The sequence below is a fragment of the Bradyrhizobium sp. USDA3010 genome, assembly GCF_056429065.1.
Map to the genome: position 1 here is coordinate 99,213 of NZ_JBWJZD010000006.1, position 20,490 is coordinate 119,702.

Below are 20,490 nucleotides of genomic sequence, written 5' to 3' on the forward strand. Positions count from 1 at the left end.
CTGGCGGCCGCAGGTCGATGTCAACGATGCCGGTCCAGGAGAGCTGCTTCGTTGAGCGCCTTGCCGCGATCGCGGCGTTGCGCGGAAGCTATAAGGGTGGGTAATGTGCTGTCAAATTGATTATGAGTTTCTAAAAAACTCATATGTAGTTTGAGGCCAAATTTGGAGGTAACGAGATGAAGATGCATATGCTGTCGGGCGGGCGTTTGCGGATGTCCAGGCGGACCTATCTGCCTGATGCCGCGCGCGGCGAGATGATCGATCTGCCGGTCGCCTGCGTGCTGTTGCGGCACACGCAGGGCAATGTGCTGTTCGACACCGGATGCCATCCCGATGTCGCGACCGATCCTGAAGGACGGCTCGGCACGCTCGCCAAATATATGCAGCCGATCATGCCGGCCGACGATCATGTGCTGACGAGCCTGAAGGCGGTTGGCCTTGGCCCCGACGATATCGACGTCGTGATCTGCTCCCACCTGCACACCGATCATTGCGGCTGCAACGCCTTCTTCAAGAAGGCGACGATCTTCGTTCACGCGCTCGAGGTCGAGGCCGCGAACGCGGATAACGCGCAAGATCGCGGATACATCAAGGCGGATTGGGATCATCCGCTGAAGATGGAGATCTTCGACCGGCAGACGGATGTGTTCGGCGATGGCAAGCTGACGCTGGTCCCGCTGCCGGGACATTCGAAGGGAACGACCGGCGCGCTGGTCAAGCTGAATCAGAGCGGCGAATATTTGCTCGCGTCCGACGCGCTCAGCGTGCGCGCCAATCTCGATCAGCGGACCTCACCGAGGAACAGCCTTGACGTCGACCAATTCCTGAACTCGCTCGACGAGATCGCGAGGCTCGAGGCATCCGGGGTCAAGATCATCTGCGGCCATGACGATGCGCAATGGGCCAGCCTGCAAAAGGGCCCGAACGCGTATATGTGAGCGCCTGTACCTGAAGTTTGCAGATGGCATCCCGCGCGATATGGTATGCCGCCGCCGGAGTTCATCTGGCTCACAACAACAAGGAAAATGCAGATGTCCAAGGATGGTTTGTGCGCGATCGTGACGGGATCGGCATCGGGCCTCGGCGCCGCCACCGCGCAAATCCTCGCCACGCAGGGCGCGCGCCTCATCATCAACTATTCCAACAGCAAGGCGGAAGCCGAGGCGACCGCGGAAGCCTGCCGCAAGCAGGGCGCCGAAGTGCTGGTGGTGCAGGGCGACGTCTCGCGCGATGAGGATTGCAAGAAGATCGCAGCCGCCGCGCAGGGCTGGGGCCGCCTCGACGTGCTTGTCAACAATGCCGGCACCACCAAGCACGTGCCGCATCACGATCTCGACGGCCTGACGGCGGAGGATTTCCAGCGCATCTATGCCGTCAACACCATCGGTCCGTTCCAGATGGTTCGTGCTGCGCGCGCGCTGCTCGAAGCCGGCGCAAAGGCATCCGGCCGTCCCTCGGCGGTGGTGAACGTCTCCTCGATCGCCGGCATTTCCGGCGGCGGTTCGTCGGTGGCCTATGCCGCGAGCAAGGGCGCGCTCAACACCATGACGCAGTCGCTGGCGCGCGCGCTGGCGCCCTTGATCCGCGTCAACACGGTGTGTCCGGGCTATATCGATACGCCCTGGTTCACCAAGGGTCGTGGTGAGGCGGGCGCCAAGCAGGTGCGTGATACCGTGGTCGCGCGCGTGCCGCTGAAGGTCGCGTCAACGGCCGAGGATATCGCCAACCTCGTCTGCTTCCTGGCAAGCCCGGCGTCGAGCAACATGACCGGCGAATTCGTCCGCATGGACGCCGGCATGCATCTCATTCAGTGAGCTGGAGCGTTTTCGAGCGAAGTGGACACCGGTTCGCGTGAAGAAAACGCGTCAAAACAAGAATCTAGAGCTTCGGTTCTGATTCAATCAGAACCGAAAATGCTCTAGTCATCCACGTCTTCGGAGTGATTGCAGAAACGAAAATGCCCGGGCCAGGCCCGGGCATTTTGATTTTGAACCAGTAGCGCGGCTGGCTTTACTTGTTTCCCAAATCCGGGATCACGCGCGCCGCGACCAGCCGGTTCCAGATGAACAGCACCACCAGCGCGCCGATCGTGGCGGTGATGAAGCCGGCACCCTGTTCAGGACCGTAGTGGCCGATGGCCTGGCCGATGAAGGTCGCGAGAAACGCGCCGACGATGCCGAGCACGGTGGTGAGAATGAAGCCGCTTGGATTATTCGGCCCCGGCGACAGAAGCCGCGCGATGATCCCCGCGACAAAGCCGACGATGATGACCCAGATGATGCCGCCCATGACTGTCGTCCTCCTCAGATGGAATCAACGCTGGCGCTAAAGCCGGCCGTTCAGCTCGTCGCCGCTCGGCAGCCGGCCGTCCGGCGTCAGATGATTGATCGCGTCGGGCAGATACTGGCTCAGGCCCTGCAGCAATTGGTCGCGCGACATGCCGCTCTGCGACGCCAGCGAGTCGATCTGGTCGGCGCCGAGCGCGTTGGCGAGATCGCCGGGCGCGATCTGCTTGTTGGGACCGTTGCTGACCCAGGAATTGGCCGTATCGCCATGGCCCTTCTGCTGCAATTGGCTGAGCAGGTCGCCGAGGCCGCCGCTGAGCACGGTGCCGGCTGCGCCGCCGGCGAGCAGGCCGCCAAGGCCTCCCTTGAGCAGATCACCGAGCCCGCCGCCACCGGCGCCGCCGGGCAGGCTCGCGGTGACATTGCCGGGGAGTGACGGCGCTTGCGCCGGAGTCGGCTGAGGGGCGGTCGCGCCCGGCTGGCCGCCGGAGAAATGCTTGACCGCCTTCCAGGCGAGCAACGCCAGGATGGCCATGGTCATCGGCGACATTCCGCTGCCGCCGCCGCTGGAGCTGTCGGATGGTGTGCTTGGCGCGCTCGGACCGCGGGGCCCGTTCTGCATGCCGTTGAGTACGTCGAGTAAACCCATGATCGTCTCCTGCCGCAACCGTGCCCCGAGCGGGAAACATAGCTTCGGGCCATGACGGTTACAAGGCGGGCCACCCGGGCGGCGGCGCGCGGAAATAGGCAGGCAACCCCAGGTCTGCTATCGAGCTCTGCTATCGAGGTCTGCTATCGAGCCCTGATGAACGGACATTTAGCCAGATGAACGCGGACCGGCCGATCGGCATCGCGGGTGCCGGAAGCATCGGTTGCTTCGTCGGCGGCATGCTGGCTGCGTCCGGCCGCCGCGTCGCGCTGCTGGCGCGGCCGCGGTTGATCCAGGAGATCGCAGGCAACGGCTTGCGGGTCAGCAGTTTCGACGGCTCGGAGCGGGCGGTATCCGCGGACCGGCTCATTCTGTCCGACGATCCGTCGATCCTGCGCGACGTCGAGACGGTGCTGGTGACGGTGAAGAGCGCCGATACCGCCGAGATTGCCGAATTGATCTCGCGCCACGCAGCCGCCGATGCCGCGGTGATCAGCCTGCAGAATGGCGTCGGCAATGTGCCGCTGCTGCGCGACCGCCTGCCGGCCCGCAAGGTGCTCGGCGGCATGGTGCCGTTCAACGTGGTCGCGCTCGGCGACGGCCGCTTCCATCGCTCGACCTCGGGCGACATCGTGATCGCGCAGGACGATGCCGGCACCGCCGCGCGGCTCTCGGTGCCGGGTCTTGCGATGAAGGGCACCAACAACATCGACGGCGTGCAGTGGGGCAAGCTGATCGTCAATCTCAACAACGCGCTCAACGCGCTGTCCAACATTCCGCTGCGGCAGCAGCTCGCGCAGCGCGGCTGGCGACGATTGTTCGCCGACCAGATGGGCGAGGGTTTGGCCGCGATTCGCGCCGAAGGGATTGTGCCGGTGTCGCCGACGCCGCTGCCTTCGAGCTGGATGCCCGCATTGTTGCGGCTGCCGGACGCGCTGTTCGACATGCTGCTCGGCCGCACCATGAAGATCGATCCCGAAGCGCGCTCCTCGATGTGGGAGGATCTGCAGCGTGGCCGGCGCACCGAGATCGACTATCTGCAGGGCGTGATTACCGCGATCGCGGATCGCCGCGGCCTCGCGGCTCCGCTGTCGCGCCGCGTCATCGCATTGATCCGCAAGGCGGAGGCCGACGGCAAGGGCTCGCCGGGGCTGACGCCGGAGCAGATTCGCGATGGCCGCTGACCGTGAGCGCCGACGATCGTCTGGCATAGCATTCGGATAACCGAGGAGGTGACATCATGAAACGATCCTGCATCATGCTGCTCACGCTTGTTGCGCTTGGCACCGGCCCGGTGCGCGCGGCGCCGCCGACCGTGACACCTTCGCCGGGCTATGATGCGCGTTTGCAGGAGCAGCGCGCGGCGGCGTCGAGCCGATCGGCCGAGCCTGCGCGCAAACCGGTCACGCATCGACACCACAAGCGCGGTCGCGCGCACTGATCCATTGCAGAGAAGACCTCAGATGAAGCTGCTGTTCCTCGCGCTCGCCGTCGTACTCGGCATCACGACGGCTGCCGACGCCGCCGACTATGCCGGTTCGATCAGTGCCTACCGGCGCGCCAATCATATGCCCGCGGTGAAGCTCGATGCGAAGCTGAATGCGATGGCGCTGAAGCAGGCGCAGGCGATGTCGGCGACCGGATCGGTCAGCCACTCCGCGGGCGGTAGCTTCTTCACCCGCATCGCGCCGCTGAAGAAGCAGCGCGCCGCGGAAAATATCGGCGCCGGCTTCATCGCCTTCGCCGAGATGCTGAAGCAGTGGGAGAGCTCGGCGGGGCATCGCGAGAATCTCTTGATGCCAGGCGCAAAGCGCGTGGGCGTGGCCTTCGTCGACAATCCGAAGTCGCCGTACCGCCGGTTCTGGGCGATGGTGATTACCGACTGACGTCGGTTCGCTTCGCAACCTTGGTCGGCGGCGGCGATGCCGGCGTGAACAGTTTCTTCAGGCCGTCCAATCCTTCGGAAAGCCGCGGCCATTCGCAGGAGAACGTACCCTTCACGCAGCTCGCCGCCTGCGGCCGTACCCTGGGAAGAGGAGCAGCAGCAGCCCGCGGCTTGACCGGCCGTGCGACCGGGGCCGGGACCTTCGCCGGCTCGCTGTGCACTGGCTCGTTGTGCAGCGACGCCTGCTGAAGCTGCGGCGGCCGCACCTGTTGCTTTTCCTGACGCTCAAGCTGCTTGGCATTGAACGCCGCGACAATGCTGGAGCGGCGCTCCTTCTCGAGATAGCCGGTGTATTCCTGGTCGATCTTCCGCTGCTCGTCCGGCGTCGGATTGGGGCCGGCGATGTCGAAGCTGCGGTCCTGCATGAAGTCGTAATAGGTGTAGCCGCCGCCGGGCTTGCGGCGTCCGGCAAACTTGGCATTGCAGTCGGCGAGTTGCGCGGTCTTGTCTTCCCTGGTCTTCGCCTTCTCGGCGAGGTCGGCGCAATCCTCAAAATCCTTCGGCGCGCTGCGCCACCATTGCGCGTGCGCGCTCAACGGCGCCAGCGCGAACGCGGCGACAAAAGCGGCAACAGCCAACGTCGATGATCGTGACGGCATCACGGACATTGCAACCAAATCCGAACGAAACAGAGTGAGCAGATTGTCGCCATTTTAGTGACGCTTGTCACCTGGAACCGGACGATTTCCCTGATCATTTAAGTCGCAGATCAGCCCTTTGGCCTGATCGAGTAATCGCTGTACGCAATTGCAATCTATCAAGAATTCTTTCCGCAACGGCGCGGCGGTAATTGGAACAATTCACCTCGAATAGTTCATTTCACTCTATGCAGCAATGCGACGAGTTCCGCCTGCCGATGCGTGCCGGTCTTCTGGAAAATCGTCTTGAGCTGATTGCGCGCGGTGGCAAGGGCAATGCCGGCTTCCTGTGCGGCCGCTTCGATCGAATCGCCGCGTGCAAGTCGCGTGGCGAGGCGCGCCTGCGCCGGCGTCAGCTCGAACGCCGCCGCCAGCAGCGCTTGATCGAATGCGGCGGCGTTGCCCTCGAGATCGCGGATCAGCAGGATCGCGCGCGCGCCCAGGAACGGTGAGCGTGCGGCGGGAGGCACCGGCTGCATCTGGATCACGATTGGCCGCTTGTCGATCCTGCGCACCACAATCGGCGATGTCGGGAGCGGGTGCAGGTCCGAGCTGTGGGCCAGCAGATCGATCAGCCTGGTCAGATCGGCATTGGCCTGCCGGTCGAGCAGGGTGAGGCGGTTGTTGCGGATCGCAAGCTCATGGCCGAGGCAGGCTTCCGCCTGGCCGTTCATGCCGATGACGGCTCCGAAGCGGCCGACGGCGATCGCCGCGACCTGAATCAGGTCGAGCGCGCTGGTGATGCCCGAAATTGCGGAGCGGCCGACGACGGCAGAGAGTGTCGCGGCTTCGGTGAGCCGCGCCGACACGCGCGAGAGTGCCTTGACCTCGTCGGCGTCGAACATGCCTTCCTTCGGCGAGCGCTGGATCGTCAATCCCCACAACGCAGGACCGGAGCGGAAGCCGATAGCGGCAAACCATTTCAGCCCGAACTCGCCGAGCGACGTGTAGAGGGGGTCGCGCAGCATCTCGGTTTCGCCGCCGAACAGGTCGGCGTCGGTGATGACGTTGGTGCCGGCGAGCATCAGCGGCACGCCACGCGCCGCGCGAATGTCGGTGAGGTGAAGATTCTGCGGAAAGTAGGTCTTGGTGAAATAGTCGGTGATCGATTGCGTGCGCGGAATGTCTTCGGTGCGGATATCGCTCTGAAGCATCGCAGCCCCGGTCGCGCCGACGGCCGCGCACACCTCGTCCATGAAGGACGGCCAGGTCGCGGGATCGAGAACCACGTCGCCAAGGCGCGCGGTCACGTCGTCCAGCCTGTGCACGTCGACCAAAGGCTCAGCTCCGCCTGATGCAGATGTTTGTTGTTTCGCAGGACGAAACAGGTCGGGCCTGTTTGCGACCGGTACCGTGCATAAGAAAGCCCGGACCGCCAAATATGCAAGTTAAATCAGCGTCACCCAAGGTCGATCCAGCAAACCCTGACGAAACTTGATCGAAAATCGGCAAGTGGCGCGAGCCCGCCGTTACAGCAAATGCAGATCCCGGCGGCGATCGGCCTCGGTCAGCGCCACGCGGCAGAAGCTGGCGGCGATCGCGACGACGTCCTCGACGGCTTGCGGATATTGCTTCGAGACCCAGCGCAGCGCGATCGAGATGACCGCGCCGACCATGCCGATCGAGAGCAGCGTGGCAGCGGCGGCCTTGTCGCCGTGTTGGGGATCAGGCGTCGGCGGCACCAGGATATCGCTGAAGACGCGCAGCGCGTCGAGCTTGACGGCGTCGACCGCCGGACTGATGCCTGAAATCTCCAGCAGGAAGACCCGCGCGGGCTTCGGGTGCTCCTTCAAACGGGTGAAATACAGCGTCAGCGCGGCGCGCAGCCTCATCTCGGCATCGCCGCCGGCGGCCGCCGCGGCAGCCGTCATCTCCTCGTGGAGGTGGCCGACGACATGGTTGTAGGCGGCGATCAGCAGGGCTTCGCTGTTGGAAAAGGATTCGTAGAAATAACGTTCGGTGAGCTCGGCCGCCTCGCAGATCGCCTTCACGGTGGCGCCGCGATAGCCGACCTCGCCATAGACCTCGATCGCAGCATTGATCAGCTTCAGCCGCCGCTCGGCGCGGCGTTCCTCGGCGTCCATACCGCCATAGAGGCGGGCTTTCCGGCTGCTTGCCATGAAAAGTGTATTGACACGAGCCATTGTCAGATGTCAAGTTATCTGACAACATAGATTGTCAATTATGCCGCGGGAGGGTCAGGGCATGTCTGCTCATTTCGACGTGTTGATCGTGGGTGCCGGGCTGTCGGGCATCGGTGCCGGCTATCATCTGCAGACCAACTGTCCGGACCGCAGCTACGCCATTCTCGAAGGCCGCGATTGCATCGGCGGGACCTGGGACCTGTTCCGCTATCCCGGCATCCGCTCCGACTCCGACATGTACACGCTCGGCTATTCGTCCCGGCCCTGGACCGAGCCGAAGGCGATCGCCGACGGCCCGTCGATCCTGAATTATGTGCGCGAGACCGCGCGCATGTACGGCATCGACAAGAACATCCGCTTCCACCACCGCGTCGTGCGCGCCGACTGGTCATCGGCCGATACACAATGGACGGTCGAAGTCGAGCGCGGGCCGGAGCAGACGATCGAGCGTCTCACCTGCAACTTCCTGTTCATGTGCAGCGGCTACTACAAGTATGAGCACGGCTACACGCCTGACTTCCCCGGCATCGCCGATTTCGCCGGCCGCGTCGTCCATCCGCAGAAGTGGACCGATGACATCGACTATGCCGGCAAGAACGTGGTGGTGATCGGCAGCGGCGCGACCGCGGTGACGCTGGTGCCGGAAATGGCCAAGACCGCAGCTCATGTCACGATGCTGCAGCGTTCGCCGACCTATGTCGTGGCGCGGCCCGACGAGGACAAGGTCGCCAACTGGCTGCGGGCGCGACTGCCGGCAAAACTCGCTTACGGCCTCACGCGCTGGAAGAACGTGCTGTTCGGCATGTATTTCTACCGGCTCTGCAAGCGCGATCCGGAGCGCGTGAAGAAGCTGATCCTCGGCGGCGTGCGACACGCGCTCGGCCCCGATTACGACGTCGCCACCCATTTCACGCCGAGCTACAATCCGTGGGACCAGCGGCTCTGCCTGGTGCCGAACGGCGATCTGTTTCAATCGCTGCGCAGCGGCGGCTCGTCCGTCGTCACCGACCAGATCGAGACCTTCACGCCCGGCGGCATCAAGCTCAAGAGCGGAAATGTGCTCGACGCTGACGTCGTGGTAACCGCGACCGGCCTCGATTTGCAGGTGCTCGGCGGGCTCGAGATCAAGGTCGACGGCGCGCCGGTCGATCTGTCGAAGACCATGAACTACAAGGGGCTGATGTATTCGGGCGTGCCGAACCTTGCCGCGGCGTTCGGCTACACCAACGCGTCCTGGACGCTGAAATGCGACCTGACCTGCGAATATGTCTGCCGCATGCTCAACCACATGAAGGCGCATGGCTACGCACAAGTGACGCCGCGGCGGAACGATCCGACCGTGACCGAACTGCCCTGGGTGGATTTCTCCTCGGGCTACATCCAGCGCACCGCCGCCAGGTTCCCCAAACAGGGCTCGCGCCGGCCGTGGCGGCTCTACCAGAACTATGCCCTCGATATCATGACGCTGCGTTTCGGCTCGCTGAAGGATGAGGCGATCGAGTTCTTGCCGGCGCGCCGGGCCAGCGCGGCGAATGCTGCCGCGAATCCGGCCCGGCAGGTGGCGTAACGACGACACGTAAGGCGCGCGCAATCTCGCGTTCGCCCGATGCGGCGCGGGCTGGCGATCATTCGGCACCTCTGCTATGGGATGGCGGCGCCCGCATGCTTCGGCTAGCGGGCGGTGCGGTCCCGTAGCTCAGCCGGATAGAGCGACGGTTTCCTAAACCGTAGGTCGGAAGTTCGAGTCTTCCCGGGATCGCCATTTTCGCCTGGCCCGCTCCGCAGATCGGCATCCTATCTGTTCGGAGCTTCCTTGCGTCAATCGATGGCTGATTCCGAGATTGCGGACCATGGCCGGCGGAGTTGCGGTCGGGGCAGCACTGCAATGTCGCAAGCGTGTGCCGCCCGGCGGCGACTTTCGCTGGAGGTCCGTCGGCGGCAGTGATAACGGCTGGGAAAACCATCTCATGACGGGCCGCATGCCGAAACCTCCACCTTCTTCCCATCGCGGGCCCAGCCCACCCCCGGCTCTGCAACGCGCCATGGTCGCGTTGCAGATGGGGCAGGTCGTCGAAGCCGAGCGGCTGGCGGCGGAGGTATTGAAGGCAAACCGGACCGATGTCGGCGCGGCTTCAATCCTGGCACGGGCGCTGATGGCCCAGAACCGGAATGAGGAGGCGATCGCGCCGCTCGAGCGCGCCACGCGCCGCGTCGAGGATGCCGGCGTCGAGACCCTGCTCGGCGCGGCGCTCGCCGGAGCCGGTCGGCGCAACGAGGCGATCGATCTGTTGCGGCGAACCGCCGCTCGGCGGCCGCCGTTCCTGCCTGCATTCCAGGGGCTGGCGGGGCAATTGGGCGCGGCCGGCCGCATCGACGAGGCGGTTGCCGTCATTGAGAGCGCGCTTGCTTTCGCGCCCGGCAGCGTCGAGTTGCTGCTCTTGCTCGCGCAGCTGCTGCCCCATCGCAATGAGCGCGGCCGCGCGCGCGAGATTCTGGAGAAGCTGCGCACCGTGGCGCCGGGACATCCCGATATTCTGGCCGCGCTCGCGCGCGTGCTGCTGCTCGACGGCGAATACGCGGCTGCGGCGGATCTCTACCGCCAGGTGCTGGCGCAGCGCCCCGACGATCCCCTGACGCGTACCAGCTTTTCCGCCTGTCTTCTGGAAATGGGCGACCGCGCTGCCGGCGAAGCCAATCTGCGCCTGGCGTTGCGCGGCCGTCCGCAAATGCTCGGCCGCACGGCGTCCGCGCTAGCCATGGCATCGCATGGCCGCTTCTTCCTCCGTCCGAGCGCGGTTGCGAAATTTCTGAGCTAGACAAGGCTCGGGCAAATCATGTCGCGAGACTGTGGGTGTATGATTCACAAACGGCGCAACACACTCGGTGTCGTCCCTGCGAAAGCAGGGACCCAACCACGAATGGTGATTGCTAAGCGCTGCCGGAACGACGAGCCCCTTCATCACATCCGCTGCGGCGTGTGGGTCCCTGCTTGCGCAGGGACGACGAATGGAGCAGCCGCCCCGAACGCGGCCACGCCCGCTCGCTCTACGTCCGAAACTGGCGGCGATAGAGTCCGGGCTCGCGGGCCATCCTGTTGGACAGTTCCTGTGCACGCGACGTTTCATCCGGCGTCATCGCCGCGGTCTGCGCGACCCAGTTTTCGCGCTTCACCGGGAAGCATTGCGCAACCGGCGTGCCCTTGGGCAAGGTGCCGCTGAAATTGATGTCGTGCCAGCGCGCCGGGAAATGAATCCAGCTGTCGTGAAACTGATCGCAATCGACCATGCCGGTCAGTGTGGTGAACGGCAGGTCGAACCGATTGACCGGATGCGTGAAGAACAGCGAGTAGCCCGCCGGCGCCTCGATGGTCCACAGATTGATGAACTTGATGAGGAAGCGGTCCTGTTCGAACAGCGGCGAGCCGATCACCTGGCTTTCGTCGTGGAATCCGACCGGCGAGCGCGGGAATTCGAGCACGCCTCCGGACGGAAGGTCGTTGTCCCATGTCATCTCGCCATTCTCGATCTTGAGATCGCAGACCAGCGGCATCAGGAAACCCGATGTCATCGCATCGACGAATGGCGGGCAGCGCTTGACGGTATCCTCCTCACGATTGCTCATCGCATTGAAGGCCTGCGTCGGCATCGCCTTGAGCCATCCGGGAAGGCCCAATGACGCGGGCACCGGTGGCGGAATCTTGCCCTCGAGCTCCGCCGGGCAGCGGAATTTGATGGCTAAGGCTTCGTTGTTGTTGGACACGGTTTGGCCCTTGGTTCGTTCAGTGTCGGCAGCGCCCTTGCGCCAGTCGATGCTGATCTAGCACGCGATGACGGGGCGGAGAAAGCAGCCGCATCTCAAGCAGGGCGAGCCGCGGTCTAGAGCTATAAGTTGTTGTTATCGTGACGGATAAGGTAAGCCCTCAATTCCCGGTGCGGCGCGCATGCCGATCCCGTTTTGACGCGTCTTTCCGCTCGCCGGTGTGCAAGACTTTGCCGATAGGCATTGGCTTTCGATGTCTGTCGGGCGCATCATGGCTGGTGTCGCTGACGACGAGATTTGCAGCAGGGTAACGGAGGGACTGATGGCCGAATCGAAGGTTGAGACCGCCAACACTGCAGGCGCCGCGCCACCCTCCGGCGACAGCGGCGGCGTCAGCGAGCTCGCGATCGCGACCGTCCGCACCGTGCCGATCGAGCAGGCGCAGTCCCGCACCGAGCACGATCTGCTCGGCGAGGACGATGTGCCGGCGAATGCGCTGTGGGGTATCCACACCAAGCGCGCAGTGGTGAACTTTCCGATCACCGGCGTGCCGGTCGGCCATTTCCCGGAATTCGTCCGCGCGCTGGCGCTGGTGAAGCAAGCGGCCGCCCGCGCCAACAAGCGCCTGGGTTATCTCGCGCCGGAAAAGGCCGATGCGATCGACAAGGCCTGCACCCAGATCGCGACCGACAAGGTCTATGCCGAGTCCTTCGTCGTCGATGCGATTCAGGGCGGCGCCGGGACCTCGACCAACATGAACGCCAACGAGGTGATCGCCAACGTCGCCCTAAAGCTGATGGGCAAGCAGCCCGGCGACTATCACACGCTGCATCCGAACGACGACGTCAACATGGCGCAGTCGACCAACGACGCCTATCCGACCGCGCTGCGGCTCGCGGTGATCTTTGCCACCCAGCCGCTGGTGCGCGCGCTCGATGACCTTGCCTATGCCTTCAAGGGCAAGGCGGTGGAGTTCGCCGATGTCCTCAAGATGGGCCGCACCCAGCTTCAGGATGCGGTGCCGATGACACTCGGCCAGGAGTTCGACGCCTTCCACGCCACCGTGAAGGAGGACGTCGCCCGATTGAACGAGATTTCGAGCCTGTTCCGCGAGGTCAATCTCGGCGCCACCGCGATCGGGACCGGCATCAATGCGGATCCGCGCTATGCGGCGCTTGCGGTCGAGGAGCTGTCGCGGCTGTCGGGCCAGCCCATGGTGCTGGCTTCAAATCTGATCGAGGCAACCTCCGACCTCGGCGCTTTCGTGCTGTTCTCCGGCGTGCTGAAACGCGTCGCGGTGAAGGTGTCGAAGATCTGCAACGACCTCCGCCTGCTGTCGTCGGGGCCGCGGACCGGCATCGGCGAGATCAGGCTGCCCGCGGTGCAGGCCGGCTCGTCGATCATGCCCGGCAAGGTCAACCCGGTGATTCCGGAGGTGGTCAACCAGGTCGCCTTCCTCGTGATCGGGCACGATCTCACGGTGACGATGTGCGCCGAGGGCGGCCAGCTCCAGCTCAACGCGTTCGAGCCGACCATCGGCTATTGCGTGTTGAGCTCGCTGCGCATGCTGACGGCGGCGATCGATGCGCTGACCAAGCGCTGCGTCGACGGCATCGAGGCCGATCGCGAGCGTTGCCGCAGCCTGGTGCAGGGCTCGATCGGCCTGATCACGGCGCTGGCGCCGGCGCTCGGCTATGAGGCCTCATCGCGCGTGGCGCGCCGCGCGCTGAAGGAGAACCGCTCGGTCGCCGACATCGTGCTGGAAGAAAAGCTCCTGACCGATGATCAACTCAACCAGCTGCTCGAGCTCGAAGCCATGACCCGCCCGGCGCGCCGTCAGCCCGTGCCCAAGTTGAAGGACAGTTGAGCGCAGGCGTTACGGATCCCGCCCGACGAACATCCATTTTGACCTTTGCAGGACGGACCTGCCGGCCGCATGCCGACGCGTCCGTGATGGCGCCTTTGTGAAGCCGATCACACGTCCATCGGAGATGTATGATACGATGAAGCAACTTTAGATAATTGATGTACCGCGCTCGCGGCACAGGGATTGCGAGGTTTGCCATGGCCGCGCCGAACCTGCCGACGCCAGATTTTGCCTTCGATCCCGATCAGCCCGGCGCCTGCATTGCCGGCGTGCGGCCCTATCGCAACGGATCGTACCGGCTCGATGCCGAAACCATCTCGCAGAGCTTCATCGTGCACAATTACGGCCATGGCGGCGCCGGCATCACGCTGAGTTTTGGCTGCGCCGCGAAGGTCCGCGACATCGTCAGGGATCATCTGGCCGCAAGCCGTGGGGTCACCGAAGCCGCCGTGCTCGGCGCCGGCGTGATGGGTCTGACCGCCGCGACATTGCTGCTCGATCTCGGGCTCAAGGTCAGGGTCTATTCCGATCGCGTGCCGCTCGAGACCACCTCCGCCAAGGCCGGCGGCCAGTGGGCCGTCTCGGTGGTGGAATTCGCCGGCAAAGAGCGCGAGCTCACCGACATCATCAAGAGCGCCTATCGTGCGTTCAAGGATCGGATCGGGCAGGGGTTCGGCGTGTTCGAGCGGCCGAACTACACCGCGACGCGCGCGCACAATCTCGACATCGTGCTGCAACTCGCGCCCGGCCTGATCCCGCCGCGGCAGCCGCTGCAGCGCTTGCCGTTCGCGCGCCACACCAAGCCCGGCTTCGTCTACCAGACCCTGCTGATTGAGCCGCCGGTCCTGCTCGCCAGGCTGAAGGCTGACCTCGACCAGCGCGGCGTCAGCTTCGTGTCGAAGCGGTTCGTCAACCGTTCGGATATCCTGGCCAGCGTGCCGCAGCCGATCATCGTCAACTGCACCGGGCTCGGATCGATGACGCTGTGGAGCGACACCAAGATGATGCCGATCAAGGGACAGCTTGCGCTGCTGCGGCCGCAGCCGGCGCTGCAATATCTCTACGGCCAGAACGGCTACCTGTTCCCGCGCAGCGACCACGTCGTGATCGGCGGCACCTTCGAGCCCGGCGTCAACAACGAGACCCCGGACAAGGCGGTATGCCAGGGCCTCGTCGATCACATCGCCTCGCTGTTCGGCAAGGCACCGGCGAGGCCGCTGCCCGACATCCATATCCACAACCCCGTCCACGCGCCGATCGTCAACCCGGCAATTCCCGAGGTCTGAGGGTTCGCCATGGAACATCCGCTTCGCGTCGACGAGTTCTTGCCTTCCGATGCGCCGGTTGCCGCCGCCGACGCCGAGATCGCCGCGCCGCCGGCGGAGGGCGTGGCACCGCTGCCGCCATTGCCGAACCTGCCGGCGACCGACGTTCAGTTCCTGCGGCCGCAGGACGCGCACTATGCGGACTACCTGCCTGCCGCGAGCAAGCGCAAGCAATTGGCGCCGGCGCTGCGTGCGGTCTGCAAGACCGAGCACGCGGTTGCCGTGATGGTCGACTGGGTGCGCAGCAACGGATTGAGCTTCGCCGTTCGCTGCGGCGGGCATTCCTATGAAGGCCTGTCGCAATCGTCCGGGGTTGCGATCGACGTGCGCGGATTGCAGCAGATTGTGGTCGACAAGGCCTCGAACCTGGTCACGGCAGGCTCCGGCGTATCGCTGTACGAGCTCTATTCCGCGTTGGCCGCCCAGGGCCTCGCACTGCAGGCAGGGAGTTGCCCGACCGTCGGTATCTCCGGCCATCTCACCGGCGGCGGCCACGGCCTGCTCGCGCGCTCGCATGGACTGACCTGCGACGGCCTGCTGCAGGCGAATGTTGTCGACGCCCAGGCGCGTGTGCTGCAGGCCAATGCGACATCCGAGCCGGACCTCTGGTGGGCCTGCCGCGGCGGCGGTGGTGGCAGCTTCGGTATCGCGACCGAGTTCAGGATCGAGGTGTTTCCCTTGAAGACGACGCGGGTGTTCGGTGTCTCCTGGAAACTGTCGCAGGCCCACGCCGCGCAATTGTTCGCCGCCTGGCAGGACTGGGCGCCGAATGCGCCGTCGAACATCACCTCGATCATGAAGGTCGGCCCGGCCGGCCACGGCCTGATCACGATGCGCTGCATTGGCCAGTCGGTCGGCAGCGAGAGCGAGCTGCGCAGCGAACTCCGGCGATTGACGGCGGTGCGGCCGCCGTCATCGGCGCTGTCGGTGCAATCGCTCGCCTTCCTCGATGCGGTCAAGCACTTTGCCGGACCGCTTGCCTATGAGTCGGTGCTGATGAAGGCGAAGTCGGACTATGTGCTGACGCCGCTCGCCTCCGATGGCATCGAAGCCATGATGGCGGCGGTCGCGCCGATCGCGCCAGGCGGCATCGTGCTGCTGTGCGATTCCTATGGCGGTCGGATCGCCGATGTTGCCGCCGACGCCACCGCATTCCCGCGCCGCGCCGGCACGCAGTACTGTATCCAGTATTTCTCGAGCTGGAGCCGATCCGCCGACACCGCGGCGCATCTCGGTGACGTCGCAAGGATCTATGCGGCGATGCGCCCATTCATGCCGGGCGCGTCCTACGTCAATTATTGCGACCTCGACCTCGACGACTATGCGTCAGCCTATTGGGGCGACAACCTCGCCCGCCTGGTTGCGGTGAAGCAGCAATACGATCCCGATGATTTGTTTCACCACGCCCAAAGCGTGCCGCCCAGCGTCCCGACGGCATGAGGAGCAGGCCGAAGCTCAAAGCGTCTTGATGAACTCGATCAAGGCGCGGCGCTGGTCTTCCTTCAGCTCCGGCCCGATCACGCCGAGGCGCTTCTCGTTCGAGAATTCGTGCCCGGAATTGCTGTTGCCGCGTTTGCTGGTGTCGAGCACGAAGGCGTTCTTGATGTTGTCCTTCCAGACATGGCCGAGATCCTTGGGGTCATACTCCCGGTTGCCGAGATAGAAGGTCGAGGGACGATCCTTCACCGGCGACAGCAGCGCGTAGATGGACGGCACCGATCCGTTGTGCAGATAGGGCGGGGTCGCCCAGATGCCGTTGAGCGGCCGGACCTTGTAGGCGAGCGGCGCCTGGATCTCGTTCGGCCGGTAGCCGTTGATGCGCTTGCGGTCCTCCGGCGGGGTCTTGTTCTGGTCGTACCAGTAGTCGACGGTCTTCTCGACCAGTTCGCCGAGTGCCGGTCCGAAACCACCGTCCTTGATGTTCAGATTGGCGGGCGTCTCGACGGTGCGGCTCGCAAGGCCTTCGGCCTGCGCGCTGTCGGTACCGATATGGCTGATCGGAATCATCTCGACGTCGAGCAGCGGCTGGCCGGCGTCGTTCTTGATCCAGCGCTTCTTGTCCTTGAACAGCGCAAAGGCTTCGCTGGCTGGCAGCGCCTTGCTGTCGATCGCCGGGCCATGGCAGCCCTGACAATGCGTCTTGTAGAGTTCGCCGCCCTTCTTCGCGAGATCCACGTTGATCTGCCCCAGGATATTCTCCGGCCATTTCGGCGACGCCAGGCCGCCAAAACCCTTGTCCTCGCTGGGCGGCTCGCCAGCGATCATCCGCTCCATCTCGTGCAGCACGTCGATCCGCGCGCTGGATTTGAACAGGCCCTTGGACTCGTCGAGCAGATTGAGCTCGGCGCTGACGCCGAGCGCCTCGCCGGCATTGCGTACCATCGGCTGCATGATCGAGCCGTCATACTGCACCCAGCTGAACCACGGCGCGTTCCAGATCCGCGGGAAATGCACCGGCGCCGAATGCGCGGCGTAATTGTTCGGATTGTTCAGGTCGATCGAGAACACCTGGTTGCCGATCCGGTTCAGCGCGTCGAGCCGTGCATAGCCTTCCTCGACGCTGTTGGCGGCGACCTTGTTCTCCAGCGAATTGATGTTGGCGTATTGCTTCAGCACGAGATCGAGCTGGCCGCGCAGCGCCATGCGCTCGTCGAGGCTGGCATCCTTGCCGAGGATCTCGTCGGCGAAGCGCGAGAAGCGGCCCGGCCAGAACCGCGTCAACAGCAGCGAGACGCCGACGCTCTTCTGGAATTCGAACAAATTGGTGTTGGCGGGCCCGCCGTCGATCACGATCTCGGTGCCGCGGTAGCTGAAGCTTCCGGTGTGGCAGGCGGAGCAGGTCAGCCCGACCCCGTTCATATCAGCCTTGCTATGCGGGTTGCGCCAGGGCGCGCCGTTGGCGTCGGCCATCGGGCCGCTCGGCGCAAAGCCGATCGGCAGTGCATCGGGGCTACCCGGAATCACGGTGTCGGGAATAAAGCCGAAGCGGCCGAGATAATTGGTCTCGCTGAGCCGCGGTGCCGCAGTGAGCAGCGGCCAGACCGTCGGCTGCTCCAGCGCCATGAACCATTCAAGGGGAATGCCGAAAGTCCGCGTGCCCTGGTCGGCGTGATAGAACCAGCGCAGCCGTTCGGCGCTGACATTCTGATCCAGCCACACCGTCTTTGCCGGCGGCTGGTAGTCGACGACCTTGACGCGGAAGCCGCTCGCCACCGTCTCGATATCGTCCTTGAGGTAGAGGACGCCGGCGACAATCAGCAGCCCGATGAAGAAGATCGTCTTGCGAGGCATGCCCCGTCCCCCAATTCGCGGTACCCGCGCGTCATATGGATGAGATATTAAAAATCGCCGAAACAGGTTCGCGTTAAGCGTGTGATGCGCTGCGCGCCATCCTACAGTGGCGGCTGTTGGTCTAACAACGGAAATGTTGCAGAGGAAATCTCGATTGGCTGTGAGCCAGTTCACTTGCGGCGTGCTCTCCTCGGCGGCATTTGCGCGCATGGCTGCCTGCGGCTAGAAATGACGGAGCAACTATTCCTCGAGATGTCATCTTGAACGCGCCAAGTGCACAACCGCTCACCATCACGGTTTCGGACGACAGCGCGGTGTCCGCACTGCTGCTGCGCCCGGCGCAGGCCCGTAGCGCCTATGTGTTTGCGCATGGCGCCGGCGCCGGCATGGCGCATGCCTCGATGGAGACGATTGCGGTCGGCCTCGCCGAGCGCGGCATCGCGACCTTGCGCTATCAATTTCCCTACATGGAGAAGGGCAGCAAGCGGCCCGATCCGCCCGCTGTCGCGCAGGCGACGGCGCGTGCCGCGGTCGCGGAGGCCGCGCGCCGTTGCGGCGAACTGCCGCTGTTCGCCGGCGGCAAGTCGTTCGGCGGACGCATGACCTCGCAGGCGCAGGCCAAAGCGCCGCTCGCCGGCGTGCGCGGGCTGGTGTTCCTCGGCTTTCCCCTGCATCCCGCCGGCAAGCCGTCGAGCGAGCGGGCCAAGCACCTCGCCGAGGTCAAGGTCCCGATGCTGTTCCTGCAGGGCACGCGCGACGCCTTGGCGGAGCTCGATCAGCTCGAACCGGTGGTGAAGGCGCTGGGTGCGCGTGCCACGCTGCAGTTGGTGCAGGAGGCGGATCACTCCTTCCATGTCCTGAAGCGCTCCGGCCGCAACGACCGCGAGGTGATGGCCGAGGTGCTCGATGGCTTCGCGGCCTGGGTCGCGAAGCATGTGTAGGTGCGTAAGCCCGGATGCAGCGAAGCGAAATCCGGGGCCGGCCTTTCCGCTTGTGACACCGTTCCGGATTGCGCTTCGCTGCATCCGGGCTACTAATCTCGTTCCATGACCAAAATCCTGATCGTCAATCCCAACACCACCGCGTCGATGACCGCTACGATCGCGACCGCCGCGCGGGCGGTTGCCGCTGATGGTACCGAGATCGTGGCCGTCACATCGTCGATGGGACCCGCCTCGATCGAAGGCTTCTACGACGAGGCGTTCGCCGTTCCCGGGCTGATCGAGGCCTTCCTGAAAACGCCCGACGCCGATGCCGGCATTATCGCCTGCTTCGACGACACCGGGCTTGACGCCGCGCGGTCGCTGGCGCGTTACCCGGTGGTCGGCATCTGCGAGGCGGCGCTGGTCACGGCCGGACAGATCGCAAAGCGCATCGGCATCGTCACCACGCTGCCGCGCTCGATCGTGCCGCTGGAGGAACTGGTCCGCCGCTACGGCTTTGCCGACCGCGCCACGGTCACCGCCTGCGACGTCGCGGTGCTCGATCTGGAGAAACCGGGTTCGGGTGCGAGGGAGAAGCTGGAGGCGGAGATCGCCCACGCGTTGGAGAAGGGCGCCGACGCCATCGTGCTCGGCTGCGCCGGCATGGCTGATCTCGCCCATGAGCTGTCGGCGCAATTCGGCGTGCCTGTCGTGGACGGCGTGGCCGCCGCGGTGAAGCAGGCGGAAGCGCTCGCCGGCCTCAAGCTCACGACCTCGCGCCGCGGCGCCTACGCTACGCCTGCGGCGAAGACCTATTCCGGGCTCTTAGGGAAGTTCGCTCCGCCGTCAGCCTGACGCCGCACCGCCATAGATCCGGTCGCGCAGGCGGCGCATGCCGGACAGCCAGCGCTCGCGATTGGTGGCCTTGCGCTGCATGTATTCCTGCACCTGGGGATGCGAGAGAATCAGGAAGCGTTCCTCGGCCATCGCCTCGATCACCATCCGTGCCACTTCGCCGGGCTGCAGCACGCCGTCGACGCGCTCCGCGCTCGGGCCCGGCGTGGTCATCCCCGTCTGCACCGATTGCGGGCAGAGCACGGAGACGCGGATGCCGCGATCGCCATACTGGATGGCGAGATGCTCGGCGAGCGCGACCGCGGCGTTCTTGGTCACGCCATAAGGCATCGAGTTCAGCGAGGCCAGCAGCCCCGCCGCGGACGCCGTATTGAGCAGATAGCCGGAGCCGCGCGCGAGCATGCCGGGCACCAGCGCGCGCGCCGCAAACACGTGGCTCATCACATGGACGCGCCAGCTCACATCCCAGTCGGCATCGGACGCGGCTTCCTGTCCCTTGCGCGACAGCCCGGCATTGGAGAAGAACACGTCGACCGGACCATACTTGTCCTCGGCTGCGGCGATCAGCGCCTTGACGTCCTCCTCGAGCCCGACATCGGCGGTGACCGCAAGCCCGTCGATATCGCCGGCGACGCTGGCGAGCCGGTCGCGCGAGGTTTTGAGGTCGGCGACCACGACGCCGCGAGCGCCGGCGTCGGCATAGGCCCGCGCCACCGCTTCGCCGATCCCGCTCGCGCCGCCGGTGACGATGCAGACCTTGTCCTTGACTTGCATGGTTCGATATCCCTGCTTGTTAGCGTCATGGGGCG

The 20,490-nt window shown here is 64.8% G+C and carries 20 protein-coding genes and 1 tRNA gene; 13 read left to right on the forward strand and 8 right to left on the reverse strand.

What is annotated here, in order from left to right:
* Positions 1-176: 176 nt before the first annotated feature.
* Both AC066Y_RS12095 and AC066Y_RS12100 read left to right on the forward strand, forming a co-directional pair.
* Entirely contained in the window at positions 177-938 is a 762-nt protein-coding gene (locus AC066Y_RS12095; RefSeq protein ID WP_478274056.1) for an N-acyl homoserine lactonase family protein, read from the forward strand.
* 93 nt (positions 939-1,031) lie between these two features.
* Positions 1,032-1,814: an SDR family NAD(P)-dependent oxidoreductase gene (locus AC066Y_RS12100; protein WP_478274057.1), complete on the forward strand. Its 783-nt coding sequence runs from the start codon at positions 1,032-1,034 to the stop codon at positions 1,812-1,814.
* Between the two features lie 196 nt (positions 1,815-2,010).
* Here the strand turns inward: AC066Y_RS12100 and AC066Y_RS12105 are convergent, their stop codons facing one another.
* Positions 2,011-2,289 carry a GlsB/YeaQ/YmgE family stress response membrane protein gene (locus AC066Y_RS12105; RefSeq protein WP_092119939.1) on the reverse strand — a complete coding sequence of 93 codons (279 nt, stop codon included), beginning with the start codon at positions 2,287-2,289 and terminating at the stop codon, positions 2,011-2,013.
* 36 nt (positions 2,290-2,325) lie between these two features.
* Positions 2,326-2,934: a YidB family protein gene (locus AC066Y_RS12110; protein WP_420968224.1), complete on the reverse strand. Its 609-nt coding sequence runs from the start codon at positions 2,932-2,934 to the stop codon at positions 2,326-2,328.
* Between the two features lie 176 nt (positions 2,935-3,110).
* On the opposite strand from AC066Y_RS12110, the gene AC066Y_RS12115 reads away from it, so the two are divergent.
* The 3 genes from AC066Y_RS12115 to AC066Y_RS12125 are packed head-to-tail and all read left to right on the forward strand — an operon-like array spanning position 3,111 to position 4,820.
* Positions 3,111-4,118, forward strand: a complete 1,008-nt coding sequence (locus tag AC066Y_RS12115) for a 2-dehydropantoate 2-reductase (RefSeq protein WP_478274058.1) — start codon at positions 3,111-3,113, stop codon at positions 4,116-4,118.
* Positions 4,119-4,174: 56 nt separating this feature from the next.
* Complete coding sequence (locus AC066Y_RS12120; RefSeq protein ID WP_478274059.1) at positions 4,175-4,375, forward strand: hypothetical protein; 201 nt, start codon at positions 4,175-4,177, stop codon at positions 4,373-4,375.
* Positions 4,376-4,397: 22 nt separating this feature from the next.
* A complete protein-coding gene (locus AC066Y_RS12125; protein WP_478274060.1) occupies positions 4,398-4,820 on the forward strand; it encodes a CAP domain-containing protein in 423 nt (140 codons plus the stop codon).
* Here the strand turns inward: AC066Y_RS12125 and AC066Y_RS12130 are convergent.
* From AC066Y_RS12130 to AC066Y_RS12140, 3 genes are all read right to left on the reverse strand, one after another.
* A complete protein-coding gene (locus AC066Y_RS12130) occupies positions 4,810-5,478 on the reverse strand; it encodes a hypothetical protein (protein WP_478274235.1) in 669 nt (222 codons plus the stop codon). The genes AC066Y_RS12125 and AC066Y_RS12130 overlap by 11 nt on opposite strands.
* Positions 5,479-5,693: 215 nt before the next feature.
* A complete protein-coding gene (locus tag AC066Y_RS12135) occupies positions 5,694-6,794 on the reverse strand; it encodes a helix-turn-helix transcriptional regulator (protein WP_478274061.1) in 1,101 nt (366 codons plus the stop codon).
* A gap of 192 nt (positions 6,795-6,986) precedes the next feature.
* A complete protein-coding gene (locus AC066Y_RS12140; protein WP_478274062.1) occupies positions 6,987-7,637 on the reverse strand; it encodes a TetR/AcrR family transcriptional regulator in 651 nt (216 codons plus the stop codon).
* 85 nt (positions 7,638-7,722) lie between these two features.
* Here AC066Y_RS12140 and AC066Y_RS12145 point away from each other — a divergent pair, with 85 nt between their 5' ends.
* From AC066Y_RS12145 to AC066Y_RS12155, 3 genes are all read left to right on the forward strand, one after another.
* Complete coding sequence (locus AC066Y_RS12145) at positions 7,723-9,228, forward strand: flavin-containing monooxygenase (RefSeq protein WP_478274063.1); 1,506 nt, start codon at positions 7,723-7,725, stop codon at positions 9,226-9,228.
* A gap of 118 nt (positions 9,229-9,346) precedes the next feature.
* Positions 9,347-9,423: transfer RNA gene (locus AC066Y_RS12150), tRNA-Arg, on the forward strand.
* Between the two features lie 280 nt (positions 9,424-9,703).
* Positions 9,704-10,477: a tetratricopeptide repeat protein gene (locus AC066Y_RS12155; RefSeq protein WP_478274236.1), complete on the forward strand. Its 774-nt coding sequence runs from the start codon at positions 9,704-9,706 to the stop codon at positions 10,475-10,477.
* A 229-nt stretch (positions 10,478-10,706) separates the two neighbouring features.
* Here AC066Y_RS12155 and AC066Y_RS12160 read toward each other — a convergent pair whose 3' ends face one another.
* The gene (locus AC066Y_RS12160; protein ID WP_478274064.1) at positions 10,707-11,420 is read right to left on the reverse strand and encodes a hypothetical protein; all 714 of its coding nucleotides are present in this window, start codon (positions 11,418-11,420) and stop codon (positions 10,707-10,709) included.
* 322 nt (positions 11,421-11,742) lie between these two features.
* Between AC066Y_RS12160 and AC066Y_RS12165 the strand changes: the two genes are divergently transcribed.
* The 3 genes from AC066Y_RS12165 (at position 11,743) to AC066Y_RS12175 (ending at position 16,052) form a co-directional block, all read left to right on the forward strand.
* Positions 11,743-13,287 (forward strand): aspartate ammonia-lyase, encoded by a 1,545-nt coding sequence (locus AC066Y_RS12165; protein ID WP_478274065.1) that lies wholly within the window; start codon positions 11,743-11,745, stop codon positions 13,285-13,287.
* A gap of 197 nt (positions 13,288-13,484) precedes the next feature.
* A complete protein-coding gene (locus AC066Y_RS12170; RefSeq protein WP_478274066.1) occupies positions 13,485-14,573 on the forward strand; it encodes an FAD-dependent oxidoreductase in 1,089 nt (362 codons plus the stop codon).
* A gap of 9 nt (positions 14,574-14,582) precedes the next feature.
* Positions 14,583-16,052: an FAD-binding oxidoreductase gene (locus AC066Y_RS12175; RefSeq protein ID WP_478274067.1), complete on the forward strand. Its 1,470-nt coding sequence runs from the start codon at positions 14,583-14,585 to the stop codon at positions 16,050-16,052.
* Between the two features lie 15 nt (positions 16,053-16,067).
* Here the strand turns inward: AC066Y_RS12175 and AC066Y_RS12180 are convergent, their stop codons facing one another.
* On the reverse strand, positions 16,068-17,903 hold the full coding sequence (locus AC066Y_RS12180; RefSeq protein ID WP_478274068.1) for a di-heme-cytochrome C peroxidase: 1,836 nt from the start codon (positions 17,901-17,903) through the stop codon (positions 16,068-16,070).
* Between the two features lie 260 nt (positions 17,904-18,163).
* Here AC066Y_RS12180 and AC066Y_RS12185 point away from each other — a divergent pair, with 260 nt between their 5' ends.
* Positions 18,164-18,844, forward strand: coding sequence for an alpha/beta hydrolase family protein (locus tag AC066Y_RS12185; RefSeq protein WP_478274069.1), 681 nt, complete (start codon positions 18,164-18,166; stop codon positions 18,842-18,844).
* Between the two features lie 105 nt (positions 18,845-18,949).
* Entirely contained in the window at positions 18,950-19,681 is a 732-nt protein-coding gene (locus AC066Y_RS12190; RefSeq protein ID WP_478274070.1) for an aspartate/glutamate racemase family protein, read from the forward strand.
* Here AC066Y_RS12190 and AC066Y_RS12195 read toward each other — a convergent pair.
* On the reverse strand, positions 19,673-20,455 hold the full coding sequence (locus AC066Y_RS12195) for an SDR family oxidoreductase (RefSeq protein WP_478274071.1): 783 nt from the start codon (positions 20,453-20,455) through the stop codon (positions 19,673-19,675). The genes AC066Y_RS12190 and AC066Y_RS12195 overlap by 9 nt on opposite strands.
* Between the last annotated feature and the right edge of the window lie 35 nt (positions 20,456-20,490).

Excerpts from the sequence above, each read along its gene's own strand:
- AC066Y_RS12155 (WP_478274236.1), top strand. The coding sequence starts at position 9,704 with ATGGTCGCGTTGCAGATGGGGCAGGTCGTCGAAGCCGAGCGGCTGGCG.
- AC066Y_RS12170 (WP_478274066.1), top strand. The coding sequence starts at position 13,485 with ATGGCCGCGCCGAACCTGCCGACGCCAGATTTTGCCTTCGATCCCGAT.
- AC066Y_RS12125 (WP_478274060.1), top strand. The coding sequence starts at position 4,398 with ATGAAGCTGCTGTTCCTCGCGCTCGCCGTCGTACTCGGCATCACGACG.
- AC066Y_RS12130 (WP_478274235.1), bottom strand. The coding sequence starts at position 5,478 with ATGCCGTCACGATCATCGACGTTGGCTGTTGCCGCTTTTGTCGCCGCG.
- AC066Y_RS12115 (WP_478274058.1), top strand. The coding sequence starts at position 3,111 with ATGAACGCGGACCGGCCGATCGGCATCGCGGGTGCCGGAAGCATCGGT.
- AC066Y_RS12165 (WP_478274065.1), top strand. The coding sequence starts at position 11,743 with ATGGCCGAATCGAAGGTTGAGACCGCCAACACTGCAGGCGCCGCGCCA.
- AC066Y_RS12140 (WP_478274062.1), bottom strand. The coding sequence starts at position 7,637 with ATGGCAAGCAGCCGGAAAGCCCGCCTCTATGGCGGTATGGACGCCGAG.
- AC066Y_RS12195 (WP_478274071.1), bottom strand. The coding sequence starts at position 20,455 with ATGCAAGTCAAGGACAAGGTCTGCATCGTCACCGGCGGCGCGAGCGGG.
- AC066Y_RS12105 (WP_092119939.1), bottom strand. The coding sequence starts at position 2,289 with ATGGGCGGCATCATCTGGGTCATCATCGTCGGCTTTGTCGCGGGGATC.
- AC066Y_RS12095 (WP_478274056.1), top strand. The coding sequence starts at position 177 with ATGAAGATGCATATGCTGTCGGGCGGGCGTTTGCGGATGTCCAGGCGG.
- AC066Y_RS12180 (WP_478274068.1), bottom strand. The coding sequence starts at position 17,903 with ATGCCTCGCAAGACGATCTTCTTCATCGGGCTGCTGATTGTCGCCGGC.
- AC066Y_RS12110 (WP_420968224.1), bottom strand. The coding sequence starts at position 2,934 with ATGGGTTTACTCGACGTACTCAACGGCATGCAGAACGGGCCCCGCGGT.
- AC066Y_RS12120 (WP_478274059.1), top strand. The coding sequence starts at position 4,175 with ATGAAACGATCCTGCATCATGCTGCTCACGCTTGTTGCGCTTGGCACC.
- AC066Y_RS12190 (WP_478274070.1), top strand. The coding sequence starts at position 18,950 with ATGACCAAAATCCTGATCGTCAATCCCAACACCACCGCGTCGATGACC.
- AC066Y_RS12145 (WP_478274063.1), top strand. The coding sequence starts at position 7,723 with ATGTCTGCTCATTTCGACGTGTTGATCGTGGGTGCCGGGCTGTCGGGC.
- AC066Y_RS12175 (WP_478274067.1), top strand. The coding sequence starts at position 14,583 with ATGGAACATCCGCTTCGCGTCGACGAGTTCTTGCCTTCCGATGCGCCG.
- AC066Y_RS12100 (WP_478274057.1), top strand. The coding sequence starts at position 1,032 with ATGTCCAAGGATGGTTTGTGCGCGATCGTGACGGGATCGGCATCGGGC.